Genomic DNA, 19,973 nt, shown 5'->3' on the forward strand with positions numbered 1-19,973 from the left:
ATTCCAGAGTGGCGCGGCTCAAGGTCCGCCCGGAAAACTCGGCAAATCAAAAAACTCGGCAAATTGGAGAGAACGATGGACGCAAAGACCGATGACAGCAGCGCGGGCAAATGCCCGGTCGTGCACACGACCATTGCCAGGGCCAACCGCGACTGGTGGCCGAACCAGTTGAACGTCCAGATACTCCACCAGCAGTCTGCCCTGTCCGATCCGATGGGCGAGGCGTTCGACTACGCCAAGGAATTCAAAAGCCTCGACCTGAACGCCGTGATCAAGGACCTGCATGCCCTGATGACGGACTCGCAGGAGTGGTGGCCGGCCGATTTTGGCCACTATGGGCCGCTGTTCATCCGCATGGCCTGGCACAGCGCCGGCACATACCGCATCGGCGACGGCCGCGGCGGCGCCGGAGCTGGCCAGCAGCGCTTCGCGCCGCTCAACAGCTGGCCGGACAACGTCAACCTCGACAAGGCTCGCCGGCTGCTGTGGCCGATCAAGCAGAAATACGGCCGCAAGATCTCCTGGGCCGACCTGATGATCCTCACCGGCAACGTCGCGCTGGAATCGATGGGCTTCAAGACGTTCGGTTTTGCCGGCGGGCGCGCCGACGTCTGGGAGCCCGAACAGGACATCTACTGGGGTCCTGAAGGCAAGTGGCTGGCCGACGAGCGCTACAGCGGCGACCGCGATCTTCAGAACCCGCTCGCCGCCGTGCAGATGGGCCTGATCTACGTCAATCCGGAAGGGCCGAACGGCAACCCGGATCCGCTCGCCGCAGCGCGCGACATCCGTGAGACCTTCGCGCGCATGGCCATGAACGACGAGGAGACCGTCGCGCTCATCGCCGGCGGCCACACCTTCGGCAAGACCCACGGCGCCGGCGATGCGGCGCTGGTGGGCCCGGAGCCGGAAGCCGCCGGCCTCGAGGAGCAGGGCCTCGGCTGGGTGAGCGCATTCGGCACCGGCAAAGGCGGTGACGCGATCGGCAGCGGCCTGGAAGTGACCTGGACCACGACGCCGACGAAATGGAGCAACAACTTCTTCGACAATCTGTTCGGCTACGAATGGGAACTGACCAAGAGCCCGGCCGGCGCGCACCAGTGGACGCCGAAGGGCGGCGCCGGCGCGCGCACGGTGCCGGATGCGCACGACCCGGCCAAGCGCCACGCGCCATCCATGCTGACCACCGACCTTTCCCTGCGGTTCGATCCTGCCTACGAAATGATCTCGCGGCGCTTCCATGAGAATCCGGACGAGTTCGCCGATGCCTTCGCCCGCGCGTGGTACAAGCTGACCCACCGCGACATGGGCCCGATCGTGCGCTATCTCGGCCCGCTCGTCCCCAAGGAGGAGCTGCCGTGGCAGGATCCGATCCCGGCAGTCGACCATGTGCTGATCGACGAGCTGGACGTGGCCGCCCTGAAGGCCAAGATCCTCGCCTCCGGCCTTTCGGTGCCGCAGCTGGTCTCGACGGCCTGGGCGTCAGCCTCGACCTTCCGTGGCTCCGATAAGCGCGGTGGCGCCAACGGCGCGCGCATTCGCCTCGCGCCGCAGAAGGACTGGGACGTCAACCAGCCGGCCCAGCTGTCGACGGTTCTGGAGACGCTCGAAGCGATCCGCAAGGAGTTCAACGCTGCGCAGTCCGGCGACAAGAAAGTCTCGCTTGCCGACCTGATCGTACTCGGCGGCGCCGCCGCGATCGAGAAGGCCGCGAAGGGCGCCGGCAACGACGTGAAGGTTCCGTTCACGCCGGGGCGCATGGACGCGTCGCAGGAGCAGACCGACGTCGAGTCGTTTGCCCCGCTCGAACCGGCAGCCGACGGTTTCCGCAACTATCTCAGCGGCAGGCAGCGTCTGTCCCCCGAGGAGGCGCTGGTGGATCGGGCGCAATTGCTGACGCTGACGGCACCCGAAATGACGGTCCTCGTTGGCGGCCTGCGCGTTCTCGGCGCAAATGCCGGGCAGTCCAGGCACGGCGTCTTCACCAAGCAACCTGAAACGCTGACGAACGACTTCTTCGTCAACCTGCTCGACATGGGCACGGTGTGGAAGGCGACGTCGGACGCCAAGGAGGTGTTCGAGGGACGCGACCGGGCGACAGGCGAACTCAAGTGGACCGGCACCCGCGCCGACCTCATCTTCGGTTCGCACTCCCAGCTGCGCGCTCTCGCGGAAGTCTATGCGACCGCGGATGCGAAGGAGAAATTTGCCGGCGATTTCGTGGCGGCGTGGAACAAGGTGATGAACGCCGATCGCTTCGAACTCGCCTGATCCAGGAAGGGCCTGAGCCAGGAAAGGTTCTCTCCAAATAAAAAGGCGCGGGGTCCGCCCCGCGCCTTTTCGTCAGGCCAAAGCCTCTCAGTCTTTCTCGAAGATGCGTGTCTTGGCGACCACGCCGGCGATCGCGCCGCCGATCAGCGGTGCGACGATGAACAGCCAGAGCTGGCCGATCGCGGCACTGCCCGAAAACAGCGCCGGGCCGATCGAGCGGGCTGGATTGAGCGATGTGCCGGTCACCGGGATGATGGCGAAGTGCAGCCCCGCCAGGGTCAGGCCGATGACGAGGCCGGCAAAGGCCGTCGCGTGGCTGCCGCTGGTGACGCCGAGGATCACCGTCACGAAGGTGAAGGTTCCGATCAGCTCCCACAGGAACGCTGAGCTGGCGCCCCATTTCGTCGCATCCCAGCCATTGGCGCCGAAACCGCCGGTGTGTCCGCCGACCTGTCCGGAGACGATGATCCACAGCGCCAGCGACGCGATGATGGCGCCGATGATCTGCGCGATCCAATAGGGGACGACGTCCTTGGCCTGCATCCGGCCGGCGAGGAACACGCCGAGCGTCACCGCCGGGTTGAGATGCGCGCCCGAGATCGGGCCGATCGCATAGGCCGCCGCAATCAGGCCGATGCCGAATGCAAGGCCGATGCCTTCCTGGCCCAGCGGCAGCGCGCCGCCGAAGCCGCCCGTCACCACCGAAGCCGTACCGATGAACACCAGTAGAAATGTGCCAAGAACTTCCGCCAGATAAGTCTTCATTGCCCTCTCCTCGTATCGACCCGCGGCTCCGCCTTTTCTGCGACGCGAATCACAGCGGGGAGAGTATTCGCAACCGAAAAACTTGGAAAGCAGAGTGTTGCTCCAGGTGGCATGCTTGTGCGCACCAGTTTTGCGCATTAGAGACTTATCATGTATTGATCGAATTGTTTTGTTTTCCGCAGGCCGACGCCCACATGGTCGGCGCGGCTCGCGATGCATCAATGGGCACTCGCCACCCTCCGTATGGTTCGTTTCGCCCTCGGGCAAACAGAACTGTTTCAATCACGGCATGAAAGGCTCTAAGAGACTGTTTCGAAATTCGCTCTGGCGAGCCATATGGTGGTGGTTTCGAGAACCAGAGCGCAGCGGACATTTGGGTCCGTGAGCACCGGAAGCGTAGAAAACGCCATCAGATGGCCGCCAGAGTAGAATTTCCAAACGGGCTCTAAGAGCAGGGCCGGAATTAATTTGCTGAGTAATGGAAGACAAGAATGAGACTGGGCGGACGGCTGGCGGCGGCCATCGAAGTGCTGGAGGATATCGGCCGGCGGCACCGGCCGGTGGCCGATGCGCTGAAGGACTGGGGCCTGTCGCATCGCTTTGCCGGCGGCGGCGACCGCGCGGCGATCGGCAACATCGTCTACGACGCGCTGCGCCGGAAGCGCTCGGCCGGGTTCTTGCTGGGTGAAGACACGCCGCGCGCCATCGCTTTCGGCGCGCTGCTGCTCGAATGGGACCAGACGACGCAGTCGCTGAACGAAGCGCTCGATGGCGACAAGTTCGCGCCGCCGCTGCTCAACGCCGGCGAGTTGAAGGCGCTCGCCGATGGCAGGCTTGCCGATGCGCCGCCGGCGGTGCGGGCCGATATTCCGGATTGGTGCGAGCCGCTTTTCAAGCAGGCCTTCGGCGCCAGCTGGGTCGACGAAGGCGCGGCGCTGGCGACCCGCCCGCCGCTGGACCTCAGGGTCAACACGCTGCGAGCCGATCGCGGCAAGGTGCTCGCCGAATTGGCCGAGACCGGCGCCAGGGCCGCGCCGATCGCGCCGCACGGCATCCGCATCCCGCCGATCGTGGGCGACAGCAGGCATCCGAACGTGCAGGCGGAACCGGCCTTCCAGAAAGGCTGGTTCGAGGTCCAGGACGAAGGTTCGCAGATCGCCGCCACGCTGGCTGGCGCGGAGGCCGGGATGCAGGTCCTCGACTTTTGCGCCGGCGCCGGCGGCAAGACGCTGGCGCTGTCGGCGGCGATGGACAATCGCGGCCAGGTCTTTGCCCATGATGCCGAAAAGGCGCGGTTGGCGCCGATCTTCGACCGCATCCGCCGTTCGGAAAACCGCAACGTGCAAATCGTCACCAAGTCGGTGGAACTCGAGCCGCTCTCGGGCCACATGGATGTCGTCGTGGTCGATGCGCCCTGCACCGGCAGCGGCACCTGGCGGCGCCGGCCCGACGCCAAATGGCGGCTGACGCAGAAGCAGCTCGATGCACGCAAGGGTGAGCAATCGGCGATCCTCGATGCAGCCAAAGCCTTCGTCAAACCGGGCGGGCTGCTGGTCTACATCACCTGCTCGGTGTTCGACGAGGAGAATGGCGAGCAGGTCGCGGCCTTCCTGGATCGTAACAGCGGCTTTGTCCCGGTTGATCACCGCCAGCTCTGGGACAGCCGCTTTCCGGGCCATGAAGCGGCCGCGCGTATCGGCGCCGCAGGCGGCATTTCGCTGTCGCCGGCGCTGAGCGGTACCGATGGGTTTTACGTCTGTGCGCTGCGCAAGGGCGGCTGAGCCATGCCGGTGGACTTGACTGCTGCAGTGCAGCAATAGCGATTGCCTGCCGCTCATGCCTCTGCGATAAGCTTTTCTGACAGGAGCGTGACAAGCCATGGCAGCAAAGATCGTACCCGCCCCCGACTATGAGGATCGCGTCAGGACGTCCTTCGCGCGCCAGAACGCCATGGCGACCATCGGCGCCGAACTGACGCTGGTGACGCCCGGCATCATCGAGATCGAAATGCCCTATTCGGCGGCGCTTACCCAGCAGCATGGCTTCCTCCATGCCGGCGTCATCTCGACGGCGCTGGACTCGGCCTGCGGCTATGCGGCGTTCTCACTGATGCCGGAGAGCTCCAGTGTGCTGACCATCGAATTCAAGGTCAATCTGCTGGCGCCGGGCAGAGGCGAACGCTTCCTGTTCCGCGGCTCGGTGACGAAGCCCGGCCGCACCATCATCGTCGCCGACGGCCAGGCCTACGCCTTCGCCGCCGATGGCGAAGCCAAGCTGATCGCCACCATGACCGGAACGATGATGACCGTGGTCGGCCGCGACGGCATTCAAGGCTGATCCGATGCGCAATCTCGTCCGTGTCGCAGGCAGGGATCTCCTCTTCGTCATGGCCGCGCAGGCCGAATACGGTCCGCATCTGCAGCGGCTTTTCACACCTGTCATGACAGGGGTGGGGCCGGTCGAGGCAGGTGTCAGGCTGGGCGCGGAACTGTCGTTGCTGAAGTCTGAAAAGGCGCTGCCGGATCTCGTCGTGTCGCTCGGCTCTGCGGGCAGCCGGACACTGGAACAGACCGAAATCTACCAGGCCGTTTCGGTCGCCTACCGCGACATCGACGCCTCGCCACTGGGGTTCGAGAAGGGCGCGACGCCGTTTCTCGACCTGCCGGTGACGGTGCCGCTGCCGTTCAGGATTCCTGATATAAGAGAGGCGACGCTGTCGACCGGCGCGGCGATCATTTCCGGCAGCGCCTACGATGCGATTGCTGAGGACATGGTCGACATGGAGACCTTCGCCTGCCTGCGCGCCTGCCAATTGTTCGGCGTGCCGCTCGTCGGCCTGCGCGGCATTTCCGACGGGGCTGCCGATCTCAGGCATGTCGGCGACTGGAAGGAGTATCTCCATGTCATCGACGAGAAGCTGGCGGACGCGGTCATGCGGCTGGAACAGGCTATCGGGTCCGGCGCGCTGGAATTCGGATCATCGCATGAAGACGCGGAATCGCATTGAGAGACGCCTCGCAACCCATTGCGCCGACTCATTTCTTTCTCTAAACGCTCGCCATGAAGATAGCCAATCATCCCGACACCGTCCTGATTGTCGATTTCGGCAGCCAGTTCACGCAGCTCATCGCCAGGCGCATCCGCGAGGCCGGCGTGTTTTCCGAGATCGTGCCGTTCCAGTCGGCCGAAGCGGCGTTCAAGCGCATCAATCCCAAGGCGGTGATCCTGTCCGGCGGCCCGGCCTCGACCGGCGACATCGGTAGCCCGCGCGCGCCGCAGATCGTCTTCGACGCCGGCGTGCCGGTGCTCGGCATCTGCTACGGCCAGATGGCCATGTGCGTGCAGATGGGCGGCGTCGCCGAAAGCTCCGATCATCGCGAATTCGGCCGCGCCTTCGTCGAGATCGAGAAGGACAGCCCGCTGTTCGAGGGCCTGTGGGCGCCCGGCCAGCGACACCAGGTATGGATGAGCCACGGCGACCGGGTCATCTCCTTGCCGAAGGGATTCGAGGTGTTCGGCAAATCGGAAGGCTCGCCCTTCGCCATCTTCGGCAGCGTCGAGCGCAAGATGTACGGCATCATGTTCCACCCCGAAGTGGTGCACACGCCGGACGGCGCCCGGCTGCTTCGAAACTTCGTCCACAACATCGCCGGCATCGAAGGCGACTGGACCATGCGCGCCTACCGCGAGCACGCGGTCGAGACGATCCGCAGCCAAGTCGGCAAGGGCAAGGTCATCTGCGCGCTATCGGGCGGCGTCGATTCCTCGGTCGCGGCGCTGCTGATCCACGAGGCGGTCGGCGAGCAGCTCACCTGCATCCTTGTCGACCACGGGCTGATGCGCAAGGACGAGGCATCAGGCGTGGTGGCGATGTTCCGCCAGCACTACAATCTGCCGCTCATCCTGGTCGACGCTTCGGACCGTTTTATTGGTGCGCTGGAAGGCGAGTCGGACCCGGAAAAGAAGCGCAAGACCATCGGCCGGCTGTTCATCGAGGTGTTCGAGGAAGAGGCCAAGAAGCTCGGCGGCGCCGATTTCCTGGCGCAGGGCACGCTCTATCCCGATGTCATCGAAAGCGTCTCCTTCACCGGCGGCCCGTCGGTGACCATCAAGTCACACCACAATGTCGGCGGCCTGCCCGAGCGCATGAACATGCAGCTGGTCGAGCCGCTGCGCGAACTGTTCAAGGACGAGGTGAGGGCGCTTGGCAAGGAACTCGGCCTGCCCGACAGCTTTATCGGCCGGCATCCGTTTCCCGGTCCCGGTCTCGCCATCCGCTGCCCGGGCGGCATCACCCGCGAAAAGCTGGAGATCCTGCGCGAAGCCGACGCCATCTATCTCGACGAGATCCGCAAGGCCGGCCTCTACGACGCCATCTGGCAGGCGTTCGCCGTGCTGCTGCCGGTGCAGACCGTCGGCGTGATGGGTGATGGCCGCACCTATGAATTCGTCTGCGCGCTGCGCGCCGTCACCTCGGTCGACGGCATGACGGCGGATTTCTACCACTACGACATGGCATTCCTGGGCGCCGCCGCCACCCGCATCATCAACGAGGTACGCGGCATCAACCGCGTCGTCTACGACGTGACGAGCAAGCCGCCAGGCACAATCGAGTGGGAATAAAGGTCGGTCGTTCGCTAGCATTCGGCGACTATCGAGGAAGCTTCATTAAGCGTCTGAATTTCATGTGCTTTCATTCTACGTCTATCGCTGACTATCGCCCCTAAGCGGAATCATTTGGCGGTAGATCTGACGGCATTCCTTCTCGCGTCATCTTCGCTGCAGACTGATGCCGTCACTGCGCCGGACTCAAGCCTGTTGGCATCTTTCGAGGTAAGGCATTGGATCCAATGGGCTCTCCCAGAGCCTTGACGGTAAAACGAATGACGGTAAAATGAGGCATTTCACGATCCTAGATGCGCCCATCCGTCTCCTCCTATGCTCACAGACATCGCGCTTAAAAAGCTCAAATCAAAAGACAAAATTTACAAAGTCACTGATCGTGACGGTATGTACGCGACCGTGGCTCCCACAGGGCAGATATCGTTCCGATACGACTACCGAGTGAATGGTCGGCGAGAGACAGTGACGCTGGGCCGCTATGGTGAGGGAGGCATCTCGCTAGCAGAGGCGCGTGACCGCTGTCTTGCCGCACGAAAAATGGTGGCGGCCGGAAAATCACCAGCCCAGGAAAAGCAGCGTGAAAAGCGCCGCCTGTCTGAGACTGGCACGTTCGGCGATGCCGGCAGAAGATGGTTTAAAGAGGCGAAGATGGCGGACAGCACGCGCTCGATGCGCAAAGCCGTCTTCGATCGAGACATCTTGCCGGTTTGGGATAAAAGGCTCCTCACAGAAATAACATCGGACGATTTGCGGGCGCTCTGTGCAAAGGTCAGGGACCGGGGCGCACCAGCAACGGCCATTCATGTCCGGGATATCATTAAGCAGGTCTATGGTTATGCCATTCTGCACGGCGAGAAGATCGCCAATCCGGCGGACGAGGTAGGCCCGGCGTCGATAGCCACCTTCGAGGCGAAAGACCGGGCGTTGTCACCCGTAGAAATTCGAATCATGCTCAAAGAGTTGGAAAATGTGCCGACTTTGCCAACCATTCGGCTGGGCCTAAAGATGATCCTGCTCACGATGGTTCGGAAAAGTGAGCTTCTGGACGCGACGTGGGATGAGGTTGACTTCGAGAACGCGGTATGGAGTATTCCCAAAGAGCGAATGAAGCGAAAGAAGCCACATAACGTCTACCTCTCCCGCCAGTCCCTCGACATCATGATTGCGCTCAAGACCTGCGCTGCTAACTCTCGATACGTGCTTCCATCTCGCTACGACGCCGACGAACCCCTGTCGCGCGCGACTTTCAATCGGATTACCATGGCGATTGTAGACCGCGCAAAAAAACAGGATCTGCCTCTTGCTCCCTTTACGGTGCACGATCTACGGCGGACCGGCTCCACCCTGCTAAACGAGATCGGATTCAATCGCGACTGGATCGAAAAATGCCTTGCCCACGAAGACAGTCGCTCCTCCCGCGGCGTCTATAACAAGGCTGAATACGAACCGCAGCGGCGCCACATGCTGCAGGAATGGGCCGACATGATTGAAGCGTGGGCGGCCGGCAACAAACACGCACCAACACTGCAGCCGATTTTCGGGGCAGCCGTCATCCTCGATCCGATTTGACGGGTCTGGTCTTTCGTGACCGCACGTCTGGTCCCGGGGCCAGTTCGATTGAACCAGCAGAGGACGCGTTCCGCCGTTCCTGAATCCACGCTTCGACTTCTCCCAGGTCCCAAACGACGCAGCGGGGGGCCAGATGGAACCGTCGGGGAAACTCGCCTCGTTGTTCCATTTCATAAATGGTCGTGTCCGATAGCGGGACGATTTCTCGCAATTGCGATCGGCGAACAGTTCGCACGACGTGTCGCACCTCAATGTGCGGTAGAACCGGAAGGGGGCGATCCGCTGGCGCGGCCTCTATGTCCTGGCAGCTTTCGCTTTGAGTTTGCTTCTGCCGTTTGACCATTTGCATACCGAAGGGCTCCTTAGGGCCAACGATCGCGCATCTGCTCCAATCTGAATATAGCTCTCAACTACGAGCACATCGTCTCCTTCGACCAACCGGCGAGCTTTGCGATGGTCGGCAAGCCTAGGTCTTGCTCACGAGCACACCGACTTCGCGACTGTGTCTCGAAGGCCTTCTGCGTCTTGGGCTGTTTGGACCGGTCGTCTTCGCTCACGGTCAACCCTTTGCATGGCGTCGGGTGGATTCATGTAGTCCCGGAATCCAGGTCCTCATCGCTCGGATTCTCGGCTTGCGGAATGAACCTGATCGTCTCGGCGATGTCGCGGCGCGTGACCTCCCGATGATCGGGCCGCCATTGCTCATCTCATACTGTCTCGCCTGTTCGAGGACGGGATGGAGCACCACGCCATCCATTGCGGGCTGGATCACGCGCTCGTAGAACTGGGCTAGGTTCACCTGAAATATCCGAGGGACTTGCTCACCAGGACCGTCATGGCGTTCGCCACCTCCAGAGCGGAAACCAGAATCGTTTCCAGCAGAGCGCGGCGACATCCATCACGGTGATTGTGCGGACGGCGAACACGCCCTGACATCGGCGGCGTGCTGTGCCCCGAAGATGGAATTCGCGACCAGCTTGCCCTGATCCTCAATGCAAAGCAGGTCGTAGCCATGGGAATAGTGCGCGGCGGCGATGTCGAAATCCGCCCAATTGGCCATAAGCTTGCGCCTACGCCCAGAAAGGCCGCTTGCGTTGCGGCAGGCCGATGGAAGCGACCTCAGCCGCGATCAACGGCTGACCAGTTTCCTAACGCCTATATCTCGACCCGGCCGGAACGATCGGCGGGGGTGATCGGAAAAGCAGACAGGCCGTTCGCGAAAAATCATGGTTCAATTCCTCGGTCAGTGGGGGCGAAACCCGGCCAGTAGTGGCCGTCAGGCGTCGGCCGCTTGCCGAAGATGGCCTGACCGACGCGCACGACAGTGGCGCCTTCCTCGATGGCTGCCTCGAAGTCTCCGGTCATGCCCATGGAGAGCCCGGTCAGCGCGGCATTGTGCTTCACGGCTTTGTCCCGCAGCCGGCGCAGTAGAATGAAGCAAGCCCGCACCTTGGCCACGTCGGAGGAAAACAGCGCAAGCGTCATCAACCCGCATGGCCGGAGACGGGGAAGCAGATCGAGGGTCTCCAAGAAGGGCAGCAGTGCGTTCGGATGTAGGCCGAACTTGCTGTCCTCGCCAGACGTGTTGACCTGCACGTAGACGTCGAGGAAGCGATCTTCGCGCTCCAGTCGCGTGTTAAGAAGGTCGGCGAGCTGCAGGCTGTCGAGCGCATGAAACTCACGCGCGAAGCGGGTCAGATATTTGGCTTTGTTGGTCTGCAGATGTCCGACGATGCTCCAGTCGATGGCGAGATCGTGAAGCGCCTCGCACTTTGACATTGCATCCTGGATCTTGTTCTCGCCGAAGGTGCTGACGCCGACGTCGAAGGCATATCGCAGGATTTGGGCCGGCACCGTCTTGGTGATCGGCAGCAACCGCACGGAGGCTCGGTCGCGCCCGGCCCGTGCGCAAGCAAGCGTGATGCGCTCTTCAACCGACGCCAGGTTGGTGCGGAAGCTGGTAAGGGGATCAGGCCCGAAGCGTTCGACGTCCTCGGGGGAAAGCGGAGGATTGTTCGTGCCCATTGTGATCTGCCCCTTCGCCGCACGGTGACCAGATAGCCGCCGGCTTGCGTGACTGCGCGTTGAACTAGGGTGAGGCCGGCGCAGCGTTCTCAGCAGATGCGACAGGTCGGACCAACTATGTTTGCGTACCATTTCCCGCGGCTTGGCGATGCTAAGATCCTATGAATTTCTTTGAAGAATCTGTTGCAACGCCTGCACGCGGATTGGCGGAGTGCTGATCAGGCAGCGAGATTTGCGAACTGCTTGGGCGAGGAGGTATTCGGGCTGGAAGCGTATCTCGCTTGTCGTTTGTCATGCAGCGCTGCTGCCGCTCATTCGCCCTTTGGTCGACGAGCACCCACCTATGGCTATCGCCGCATCACCGCGCCAGCGCTCAGAATGGGCTTCCCGAGGAAGTTGTTCGGGCACAAACCCACTAGGAGCGTGTGGGCTGGTAGTCGGTGTTTGTCGCCGCCAAGCTCATCAGGTGCGCTCAATCCCGCCGCGGCACCCGCGGCCTCGGCCATGGACACGGCGCGGCAGGCGAGCGTCAGACGCTCCTCCAGGCGCTGCCGACGCTCCCCGGTCGTGCACTTTAGGCGCTCTTCCACATCCGTGAAAAAGCGCTCTACCGTCGTAACTTTCCCCACCTCTCGATGATTTCCTCAAGCTGCTCCCGGCTGTCGGGAAGAGCCTGAGCTGTCTTTCGGGTATCCTCCTGCCGTTCATAGCTCCCCACTCCTCCTGTCGCTTTTTTTCCTCGTCGGCGCGAACTTGCGCGGGTCACGTACCCTGAACCGGGGTAAGGAACCTGAAATTGGTTGCAGATAGCGGCTAGTGCCGTGCCAGAAATCCCTAGGGCGATCTTACTGAGCGGCCTGTCGCAGACCCGTTCATAAGCTCAAGACGTGACGAGGGGTCTTACCGAGCGGAGCGGCCTGTCAAGGCGGCATGACGCCTTGTTGTTTCATACCTGCGGCCGATATCGCCCTACCGGGAAATGGCAGACAACGCGTTGAATTAAGACCATTCCATTATGCATCTGACACGCGCTTCGACGGCAATCTCTGATTTTCGCGAGTCTTTAAGAAGCAGCCGGCGGTCACATGCATGCAAAGCCAAACGTGCTCTGCTCGACGACGGCACCCCTCAGCGTATGACTGCTTTGCGCCCTCATAATGGACATTCAGCAATCGCAAATTTTCGAACACAACCGGCCAGATGTGCCGGCCAGATCGCGTAGGCAACGTCCATAAATAAGCGATCTCGAGCTTGCTTCTAAGCGAGGCGCGCAATTTTGAATAAGCTCTATGGGCTTTGGCTTGGCGCATGACAGCTTGACACGAGGCCCTCTGTTCTCTATTTGTTCCAACCGATGGCAGTGAAAAAGAGTAGCTTTCTGGTTTTGCTATCGCGCGGCTTGAGCGGTCGATCCCATTTGCTGCCCATCGGCACGAGTTGGACCCGACTTTCAAAGTTGGGGAGATTACGGAGGCGCGAGCCAACGTCATTTGGCCATTGCGAAACTTGCGGATAGGATACACACGACAGGCACGCACGGCGTGTTGAGGCGTTGTGGATTCAAAGGAAAGTGACGTTGGGCGGTTCGCATAACAAGCCTGATCAAGCTGACGTAGCGGTCTTCAGAAAAGATGAAACATTGGACCGGCTAGCGGAAACGTTCAACGTCGCGCAGTTCGTAAGCTTCGCGCCGGCAGTCGGCGGACCCGCGCAGCAGTTCTGCCGCATCGCCGGTTTCGAGGCAAACCATCAGTTCGAATCCGTCGCCGATGCCATACAGGCTCTTTTCGAGCGCAGTTCCGAAGGCACGGTAAACGTTCGCAGCTTTAGTGCTCAGCAATCCCAAAGCCGCGAGTTTATCTACGGCGTGGACACTGCCGCTGCTGCGGTCACCGCGGTCGAGCGCATGGCCGACGAGGGGGCCTTCACGATTGTCAACGAGACGATCGATGTTTCGGACGGCGGTATCTCGGGCGTCGTGATGGGCGATGTAGTCGAGTTCCGCCCCGACATGACGCCTCGCGGAGTAGAAAATCCCGGGTTCGCGCGCCTTCCCACGGACAGGGCTGTCCAGCTCTTCAAGACAGTCTACGGAGTGGATGTCGATTTCGCCGACGGCCGAAACGGACGCCTTGAATTCAGTCTGCATCCCAGACCTCGGGGGTGGAAGAAGGCCAACGTGATCTTCTGGGAACATTCCGAGGATTTCTTCCCCACCGGGTTGGTCAAAGCCGAGTGGCCCAACGATTTCAGCCGCATGATCGGCGACAAGGCTTATGGGCTTTTGATCGCGGATATAAGCGGGTTTCCCGTTCCGAGAACCACGGTCATAGGCCGGCGGGTCGCACCCTTTTCGTTTGGCCGGGCTACGGGTCTTGAAGAGGTATGGATACGAACTAGCCCACGGGAGCAGGTGCCCGGCAAGTTCACCACCGCACGAGGATGGCAAGATCCGTTCGCCTTGCTCCAAGCTGAGGATCCTGACGGCACCGCCATCTCTTCGGTGCTTTCGCAGAAGGGCGTCGCGGCGCAGTGGTCAGGTGCGGCGATCGAGACATCGACTGGTGTTCTCGTGGTCGAGGGGATCAAAGGAACTGGAGACCGCTTCATGGTCGGACTGGCAGATCCCGAACCGGTTCCCGATGGCGTTCTTGCACGGGTACGTGACGTCCATGCCAGGCTAGTCGGTGCTCTTGGCGCGACAAGATTCGAATGGGTCTTCGACGGGGCGGAGCTTTGGATCGTCCAGTTGCATAGCGGAGCCAGCGTATCGGACGGTGACGTCATCGTGCCCGGCGATGCCGGCGAGTGGGTGGACTTCGACGTCTCTCAAGGATTGGAGGCACTTCGGTCGCTCTCCTCCAGCCTGAAGCCAGACACGGGCATTACCCTCGACCGTAGAATCGGCCTGACCAGTCACCTGGCGGATGTTTTGCGGAAAGCACGGGTTCCGGCGCGCGTTGGCGCCCGGTAGTCTTTCTGAAGACGGGTATTCGAGAACTGGATTTAAACCAATAAGGCGCATGTTCGTTATACTTCGTTCGCAGCGCTCACAGGAGGAAGAATATGGCATACACGGCAGTAATCGAAGCCCGAAAGGCTGCAGAAGCTAAGCAGGAGAGTGTTCGTGAAGCCGTACGGCTCGGGCTGCAGCTCAAGCGCGAGGTGGAAGCGAAGAAGGCTGCACAGGAGTTGGTGCGCGCGCAGGCCCAGGTGCGCCGATAGTGCGCGTGAAGATGTACAGCGATGAGGACCGGCAGCGCCAGAATGGCGAGGCCGGGGACTCGGACCCCTGGAGACCACCCTTCGTCAGGGATTTCGGCAGGATTATCCACAGTGCCAGCTTCAGACGGCTGCAAGGGAAGACGCAGGTCTTTCCCGGACACGAGTCCGACTTCTTCCGAAACCGGCTGACGCACTCGCTCGAAGTCTCGCAAATTGCGGAAGGTATCGCGGACCGCCTGAATCATCTATACGACGAAGCTCTAGGTGATCGGAAGATCGACAGCAGGCTGTGCGCGGCGGCCGGTCTTGTTCACGACATCGGACACCCTCCTTTCGGCCACAACGGCGAGCGAGCGCTCGATGGGAAGATGAGGATGTATGGCGGGTTCGAGGGGAACGCCCAGACGCTACGCATCTTGAGCCGCCTTGAGAAGAAGGCGAAGTACGAAAAGCCTGTAGATGGCGACGTGCGTGCCGGCATGAACCTGTGTTTTCGTACACTGGCTGCCGTCTTGAAATACGACGTCGAGATAGAGACAGAACGCCCCGAGGCTACCAAGCCGAAAAAGGGGTATTATGCGTCCGAGGCAAAGATCGTCGCGGACATTAAACAGAAGGTCCTAGGTGGAACGCAGGTTCCGGCTAACACGAATTTCAAGACTGTCGAATGCGCGATCATGGATATCGCGGACGACATCGCCTACTCCGTTTATGATCTGGAAGACAGCCTCAAAGCGGGTTTCCTGACACCGGCGTCGATCTTGGGGACTGATGACGAATTGCTCGGGAGGGTCGCCAAGGACGTGACCAAAGAGCTGAAGGACGAGATCGGCGAGAACATATCTATGCAGCAGGTCCAGGCGACGTTCGTGGCCATCTTCAGTGACATCTTCGCGATAGGCGAAACTAAGACGTCGGATGTTGAGGATGAACGGCAGCAGGCTGATATCGCTAACTTCATCAATGCGATAAGGGCTTCCCGTGATCTGAACATGGACGCCGGGAAGAGAATGAAGCTTTCGTCGGAACTGGTCCACGAATTCATCAACGACGTGGAGCTAACGATCAACGAAGAGTTTCCGGCGCTTTCGACGGTGAAGCTGGTCAAGAGTACGCGCATCAAAGTCGAAATCCTCAAGCAGTACACGTATCTGTCGACGATCTACTCGAACCGGGTCAAGCTCGGCGAATACCGCGGCACTCAGTTGGTGGAAGATATTTTCGACGCGCTTGAGAAGGAGAACGGGCATCTGCTCATGCCGGACGACGTGCGCAAGCAGGTTCAGGATGCCGATAAAGACAAGGCATTGAAAGCCCGCCACATATGCGACTTCGTCGCCGGGATGACGGACAGGTATGCTGTGGAATTCTGGGCACGGCTTCGGTCCGATGCAGCGGAAAGCATCTTTAAGCCGATCTAGTCGAATGAGCTGCGCAATCGAGGAGGAGCGGCGCTCGCTCCTCTACCGCCGTATCTGACGGAACATCGGCATGGCGATGAGGCGCGCTAATGCTTCAAGGATTTCCAGTCAGAAGGCAAACACTAGCTGGGGGTTCGATACAGATGCCTCCCGTCTCCATACCCACGCGTCGAATTCCCGGCGGGAGACGGACAGCAGATCAGCGGCGTAGCAGAAGACCGATCTAAGGAAATCGTAGTCCTCCTCGACGACGCCGACGCGTTTGGCAAAGGTCCGTACATGTCGGTCGACCGCGATCGAGTCGATGCCGACCAGGCATTGCATGTAATCCACCGTTTTTGGGCCGACTCCTCTGACTTCCCGCAAGGTCAAGACGAAGGAGGCATCCTGCAAGCGATTGCTTAAAATAGCTGCGCTCTCAACAGAATGCTCGCTCAGGAAACCGACAAGCGCCTCGAAGCGGCCTACTTTTTCGGGATGGTGCCAGTTGAGGAAGCGCGAGGTTTCTCCGCGTGCGACGAGTCCTACCAGCTCCGAAGTGCGGTCAAGATCGGGAAAGCGCTCGAGAATGGTCGAGACCCGCGGAAGGACGACGGACCTGTAATTCAGGCCCGCCTGCAGGACGCAGTCCGCGACGATCGCGCCCATGTGATCGTAAGAGGCGCGGACGGTCTCCCGCCTGATATCGGCTCCCATCTCGAGGGCATAATCCGCCACACGACGAGCAGCGACCAGCATCTGTATCGGCGAAGACTGCATTTCAACCGACCTTGCCTTGGGGCGTTACGAGGGCGGCGTCCTGTAGCGCATAAAGGCGTTCGACGCAATTCGGGCAGGCACCGCACGGGAAATTGCTTGCGACCTGGCAAGAGAACGTTCGGCCGATCGGAACACCGCGACTCAGGGCTTCCTGGACGACATCCGTTTTTGACGAGAAGCGGAACGGGGAGGTGAACCGGACGGAACCTATGTTGTCGATCAAGCCATCGATACCGTTCATGAACTCTGCGGTGCAGTCGATTTCCTTCGCGTGGTTGCTGTTGATGAAACCTGTATAGACATCGACGATTCCCAGGGTCTGCGCGCGAGCCGCCGCGGCCGCGAAGAACAGCATCGTCCGATATGGGACGTACAACTCGTTATCAGCGACGTTGTCCTCCCAAAGGTCTGCTTCCTTAATGAGTCTCGACGACGATCCGTTGAAGATGTCGGAGATATCGCAACGCTCGGGACGTCGCATGCCGCGGGGCAGGACCTCGTTTACCCGATCCCACTCCATCTCGACGCAGTGCTGGCCATAGTCTAAGAAAAAGGGAAACACATCCACGCCATCTGCGGCGAGCCGATAAGCGACGGTGGTGGAGTCAAGGCCCCCCGAGGCCAACAAAACCGCGCTTTTCACGACTTCGCCATCCAGAGTTTCGAAACGGCGTCGAAGATGCCGTTCAAGCATTGATCCAGGTTATCAGAATAGCGGGCGCTTCCGCCCGCGACCATCGTGTTGTTGTTCTCTCGACGGGGATCGAACGTGATGACCGGCTGTTGGCGCGCCATGGCGAAGCCCATCTCGACCAAGGTTCCCGGATCGCGATCCAGGGGAACGGCGAAAACGACCTCGCATTCCCCAAGAATCCCCAGATCCTTGGCGAACGTCTGTCTTAATACGGCATCCGGACTACCGAGCGGAAGCTCCCCGTTCTCCTCAATTGGCCGCCGGACGTTGAAGTTATGGTATTTGAGGGCGTCTACGGCTCGATCGACTTCTGGTTTGTCGGTGTACGAAAAATCCGGGGCCGCCAGATAAATGGGAAAAAGCGGCCTTGCATGCCACGGCAAGATAGTGCCACCAAGGTTGCGCAGCTCATCTACCGAAAGCTTGAGTGATCGTTCGACATCCCGCCTGAAATCGTCGGGGTAGGTGGTTTGCGAATAGGCGGTCGCCGCACTCGCTCCGCGCCATGCCGCATCTCCCCATCCGGCCCTTGAAAGACCGACCATCACGGCGGTGTAGACGTCGCCGACCCCCACGGAATTGACAGTGACGGATAGTTGAGCGGGTATCGCATCGACCGATCCTTTTGACAGGTTGAAGAGGCGACTTCCCCCCCTGTTTTCTTTAAGAAGAAAAACTTCGGCACCCAGATCCTCTATCAAGGGTAGCATCGCGTCAACGGTCTCCGATCCGACGCGCATGAAAAGCTGAGACGACGTGGAAATCGCGATACCCTTTACATTACCAGAGAAGACCTTCAGCACAGAAGGATCCGCCGTGTCGTAGGCGATATCGAAACTGAAACGCGCGTCATCGGAAAAGGCGCTCCGAACCTGCGCGAGATCGAAGCTGCCCGGGAAAATCAGGACCTCATGATACGCTGCGAGTGAATTTCCGACGTCGAGGATCGTGACTGCTTTTTCGCCGCGCAGCAGGTCCTCGTATCCTTGGTCAGCCACCTCGGTCGGGTCTCCGATCACCATGACGCCAGGAGACCCCGTGACTTCACCTAGCCAGACAAATTCCAGGCAACCGTGGGCGCTGAGATACCGCTTTGCCTGATCGACAACATAACGCGGGCAAACCGCCGCTACGGCGTAATCAATGCCGCTCGCCCATAATCCGCGGGCTGCGTGAACGATACCACCCAGTCGCAACTTGCATTCGACGCCGGGGCGCGCCGTCGTAAAGTCGACAATGATTTCGCCGACGAGCAATAGGGGAGCCATGCCGGATCCTCACCGCGCCGTGAAGTCTGCCGATGCCGTGGGTACTGGCAACATTCCCGAAGCCGTCATGACGCCGACATAGGCTATGCCGTCCTTCATGCAAGCTGCCAGGTAGTTGAAGCTGGTAGGAAGCGCTCCGACCTTCACGCCCTGCGCAGTTGCCGCGAACAGGCGTTTCTGGTGTAGGATGACTAGCTCAGTGCCAACGGGAGGCACGGTGGAGTGCGTTACGAAGTAATCGCACAGCTCGATCTCTTCCAGAGAGCACGAGAATGCCTGCCGGCAGCGATCGATGCCGCTGGTCCCACCGGCCCCGTCGTTGCTGCGCGTACCGGAATAATCCGTGAAATTGCTAGATCTCGTACTTCCCATTCGATAACCTCCCGACCTACAAAGCCAAGTTTGCAACCTGAAATGAATCTTGACGGAGCGCAACCCGCGTCTAGCTGTAGCCTGTGCAAGAAACGAACGCATTCCTGTCACAGGTGTGTCACTGCAACCGCTTCTGTTACATGTTCCATTGGCCAACACTCGCCTTGAGGGATGCTTAACTAACTTCCGAGTTACCGAGCGACTGCATTTCCGCCGGACTTTCTCGTATCAAAGGCGGCGATGCTCGGGAAATTTGCAATGAGTTGGAGGTCAGTGAGGGAGGGTTCCCTCCGAAACCCACCTGGTGGGTGGAGTAGCCTGACGGCTGACTGCCTCCCATCTGCTTTTGCAGCATACAAAATCAATGCTGACATTCCGCTCCCGGCTCCAAATGCGGTCATTCTGGAGCATGGCTCTGAACGTTGCGTCACGGGAGTATACGGGAGGATACGGGAAGATTTCTTATTTTGGCCCACGAAAAACTCAGTAAATTCAACGATTTTGATACATCCTCCGGGCCCACCAAAATCTTTTAATATCAAATACTTATGGCCAATTTCGCTCTGAAGTGGGCCAATCGAGCTTCGCTAGCTGCGAGCACTCAGTTTGATTGCCCTAGCGCAACGCCACGCTCGGGCAGGGGGCTCGTCTATTCTCTTCTTACTCCTGTTCGTGGTTTCGTACGGCCCACATAACGCCGCTCCTTCGAGGATGGAAAGACCTTACGTCGATGCGTGCGGCAAAAGGCGGCAACGGCGTGCGAATGGGATGGTTTGGAGCGCCGATCGAGATGCTGCGGTTACATGTATGCTGGTGTGGTTGCCGGAGCTTGACCCTTAAGGGACATCGAGCGTGCGCCCGACGAGGACCAGGGAGCAAGACGACTTGCCGTCGATACGAACGCGGTTTCGACGCCCAGCTCGAGGGGCGCGCCAGCCGACAAACCTACTGGCGATCGGTCCGAGCGACTATGGCGCCGAT

General features: G+C 60.5%; 17 protein-coding genes. 9 read left to right on the forward strand and 8 right to left on the reverse strand.

Annotation, left to right across the window (positions count from 1 at the left end):
- The first annotated feature begins 75 nt into the window (after positions 1 to 75).
- A complete protein-coding gene (gene katG / locus E5X88_RS06250; RefSeq protein ID WP_292159330.1) occupies positions 76 to 2,271 on the forward strand; it encodes a catalase/peroxidase HPI in 2,196 nt (731 codons plus the stop codon).
- 87 nt (positions 2,272 to 2,358) lie between these two features.
- Here katG and E5X88_RS06255 read toward each other — a convergent pair whose 3' ends face one another.
- Positions 2,359 to 3,036 carry an aquaporin gene (locus tag E5X88_RS06255; RefSeq protein ID WP_292159333.1) on the reverse strand — a complete coding sequence of 226 codons (678 nt, stop codon included), beginning with the start codon at positions 3,034 to 3,036 and terminating at the stop codon, positions 2,359 to 2,361.
- A gap of 491 nt (positions 3,037 to 3,527) precedes the next feature.
- Between E5X88_RS06255 and E5X88_RS06260 the strand changes: the two genes are divergently transcribed.
- From E5X88_RS06260 to E5X88_RS06280, 5 genes are all read left to right on the forward strand, one after another.
- Positions 3,528 to 4,817: an RsmB/NOP family class I SAM-dependent RNA methyltransferase gene (locus tag E5X88_RS06260; protein WP_292159335.1), complete on the forward strand. Its 1,290-nt coding sequence runs from the start codon at positions 3,528 to 3,530 to the stop codon at positions 4,815 to 4,817.
- Between the two features lie 97 nt (positions 4,818 to 4,914).
- Complete coding sequence (locus E5X88_RS06265) at positions 4,915 to 5,373, forward strand: PaaI family thioesterase (protein WP_126043597.1); 459 nt, start codon at positions 4,915 to 4,917, stop codon at positions 5,371 to 5,373.
- Between the two features lie 4 nt (positions 5,374 to 5,377).
- A complete protein-coding gene (locus E5X88_RS06270) occupies positions 5,378 to 6,043 on the forward strand; it encodes a 5'-methylthioadenosine/S-adenosylhomocysteine nucleosidase (protein WP_292159339.1) in 666 nt (221 codons plus the stop codon).
- 53 nt (positions 6,044 to 6,096) lie between these two features.
- Complete coding sequence (gene guaA, locus E5X88_RS06275; protein ID WP_292159342.1) at positions 6,097 to 7,659, forward strand: glutamine-hydrolyzing GMP synthase; 1,563 nt, start codon at positions 6,097 to 6,099, stop codon at positions 7,657 to 7,659.
- Positions 7,660 to 7,974: 315 nt separating this feature from the next.
- On the forward strand, positions 7,975 to 9,228 hold the full coding sequence (locus E5X88_RS06280; protein ID WP_127403970.1) for a tyrosine-type recombinase/integrase: 1,254 nt from the start codon (positions 7,975 to 7,977) through the stop codon (positions 9,226 to 9,228).
- Here the strand turns inward: E5X88_RS06280 and E5X88_RS06285 are convergent.
- The 3 genes from E5X88_RS06285 to E5X88_RS06295 form a co-directional block, all read right to left on the reverse strand.
- Positions 9,209 to 9,463 (reverse strand): AlpA family transcriptional regulator, encoded by a 255-nt coding sequence (locus E5X88_RS06285; protein WP_127403973.1) that lies wholly within the window; start codon positions 9,461 to 9,463, stop codon positions 9,209 to 9,211. The genes E5X88_RS06280 and E5X88_RS06285 overlap by 20 nt on opposite strands.
- Positions 9,464 to 10,126: 663 nt before the next feature.
- Positions 10,127 to 10,288: a hypothetical protein gene (locus E5X88_RS06290; protein ID WP_164757363.1), complete on the reverse strand. Its 162-nt coding sequence runs from the start codon at positions 10,286 to 10,288 to the stop codon at positions 10,127 to 10,129.
- Between the two features lie 164 nt (positions 10,289 to 10,452).
- Positions 10,453 to 11,253 carry a YggS family pyridoxal phosphate-dependent enzyme gene (locus E5X88_RS06295; protein ID WP_127403972.1) on the reverse strand — a complete coding sequence of 267 codons (801 nt, stop codon included), beginning with the start codon at positions 11,251 to 11,253 and terminating at the stop codon, positions 10,453 to 10,455.
- A 1,576-nt stretch (positions 11,254 to 12,829) separates the two neighbouring features.
- On the opposite strand from E5X88_RS06295, the gene E5X88_RS06300 reads away from it, so the two are divergent.
- The 3 genes from E5X88_RS06300 to E5X88_RS06310 all read left to right on the forward strand — a co-directional run bounded on the left by E5X88_RS06300 (position 12,830) and on the right by E5X88_RS06310 (position 15,899).
- On the forward strand, positions 12,830 to 14,227 hold the full coding sequence (locus E5X88_RS06300) for a hypothetical protein (protein ID WP_164757362.1): 1,398 nt from the start codon (positions 12,830 to 12,832) through the stop codon (positions 14,225 to 14,227).
- A gap of 92 nt (positions 14,228 to 14,319) precedes the next feature.
- A complete protein-coding gene (locus tag E5X88_RS06305) occupies positions 14,320 to 14,478 on the forward strand; it encodes a hypothetical protein (protein ID WP_164757361.1) in 159 nt (52 codons plus the stop codon).
- Positions 14,479 to 14,489: 11 nt separating this feature from the next.
- The gene (locus E5X88_RS06310; RefSeq protein ID WP_164757364.1) at positions 14,490 to 15,899 is read left to right on the forward strand and encodes an anti-phage deoxyguanosine triphosphatase; all 1,410 of its coding nucleotides are present in this window, start codon (positions 14,490 to 14,492) and stop codon (positions 15,897 to 15,899) included.
- 108 nt (positions 15,900 to 16,007) lie between these two features.
- Here the strand turns inward: E5X88_RS06310 and E5X88_RS06315 are convergent, their stop codons facing one another.
- Genes E5X88_RS06315 through E5X88_RS06330 form a run of 4 tightly spaced genes read right to left on the reverse strand, consistent with a single transcriptional unit; the run spans position 16,008 to position 18,992 of the window.
- Positions 16,008 to 16,658, reverse strand: a complete 651-nt coding sequence (locus tag E5X88_RS06315; protein ID WP_127403967.1) for a hypothetical protein — start codon at positions 16,656 to 16,658, stop codon at positions 16,008 to 16,010.
- Between the two features lies 1 nt (position 16,659).
- Positions 16,660 to 17,301, reverse strand: a complete 642-nt coding sequence (locus E5X88_RS06320; RefSeq protein ID WP_127403966.1) for a 7-cyano-7-deazaguanine synthase — start codon at positions 17,299 to 17,301, stop codon at positions 16,660 to 16,662.
- Positions 17,298 to 18,620, reverse strand: a complete 1,323-nt coding sequence (locus tag E5X88_RS06325) for a nucleoside 2-deoxyribosyltransferase (protein WP_206518457.1) — start codon at positions 18,618 to 18,620, stop codon at positions 17,298 to 17,300. Before E5X88_RS06325 ends, E5X88_RS06320 begins: the two co-directional genes overlap by 4 nt.
- Positions 18,621 to 18,629: 9 nt before the next feature.
- A complete protein-coding gene (locus E5X88_RS06330) occupies positions 18,630 to 18,992 on the reverse strand; it encodes a hypothetical protein (protein ID WP_127403965.1) in 363 nt (120 codons plus the stop codon).
- Positions 18,993 to 19,973: the final 981 nt, after the last annotated feature.

Origin of the sequence: Mesorhizobium sp. (genome assembly GCF_004962245.1) — a bacterium.
In the GTDB taxonomy this organism is placed as follows: domain Bacteria; phylum Pseudomonadota; class Alphaproteobacteria; order Rhizobiales; family Rhizobiaceae; genus Mesorhizobium.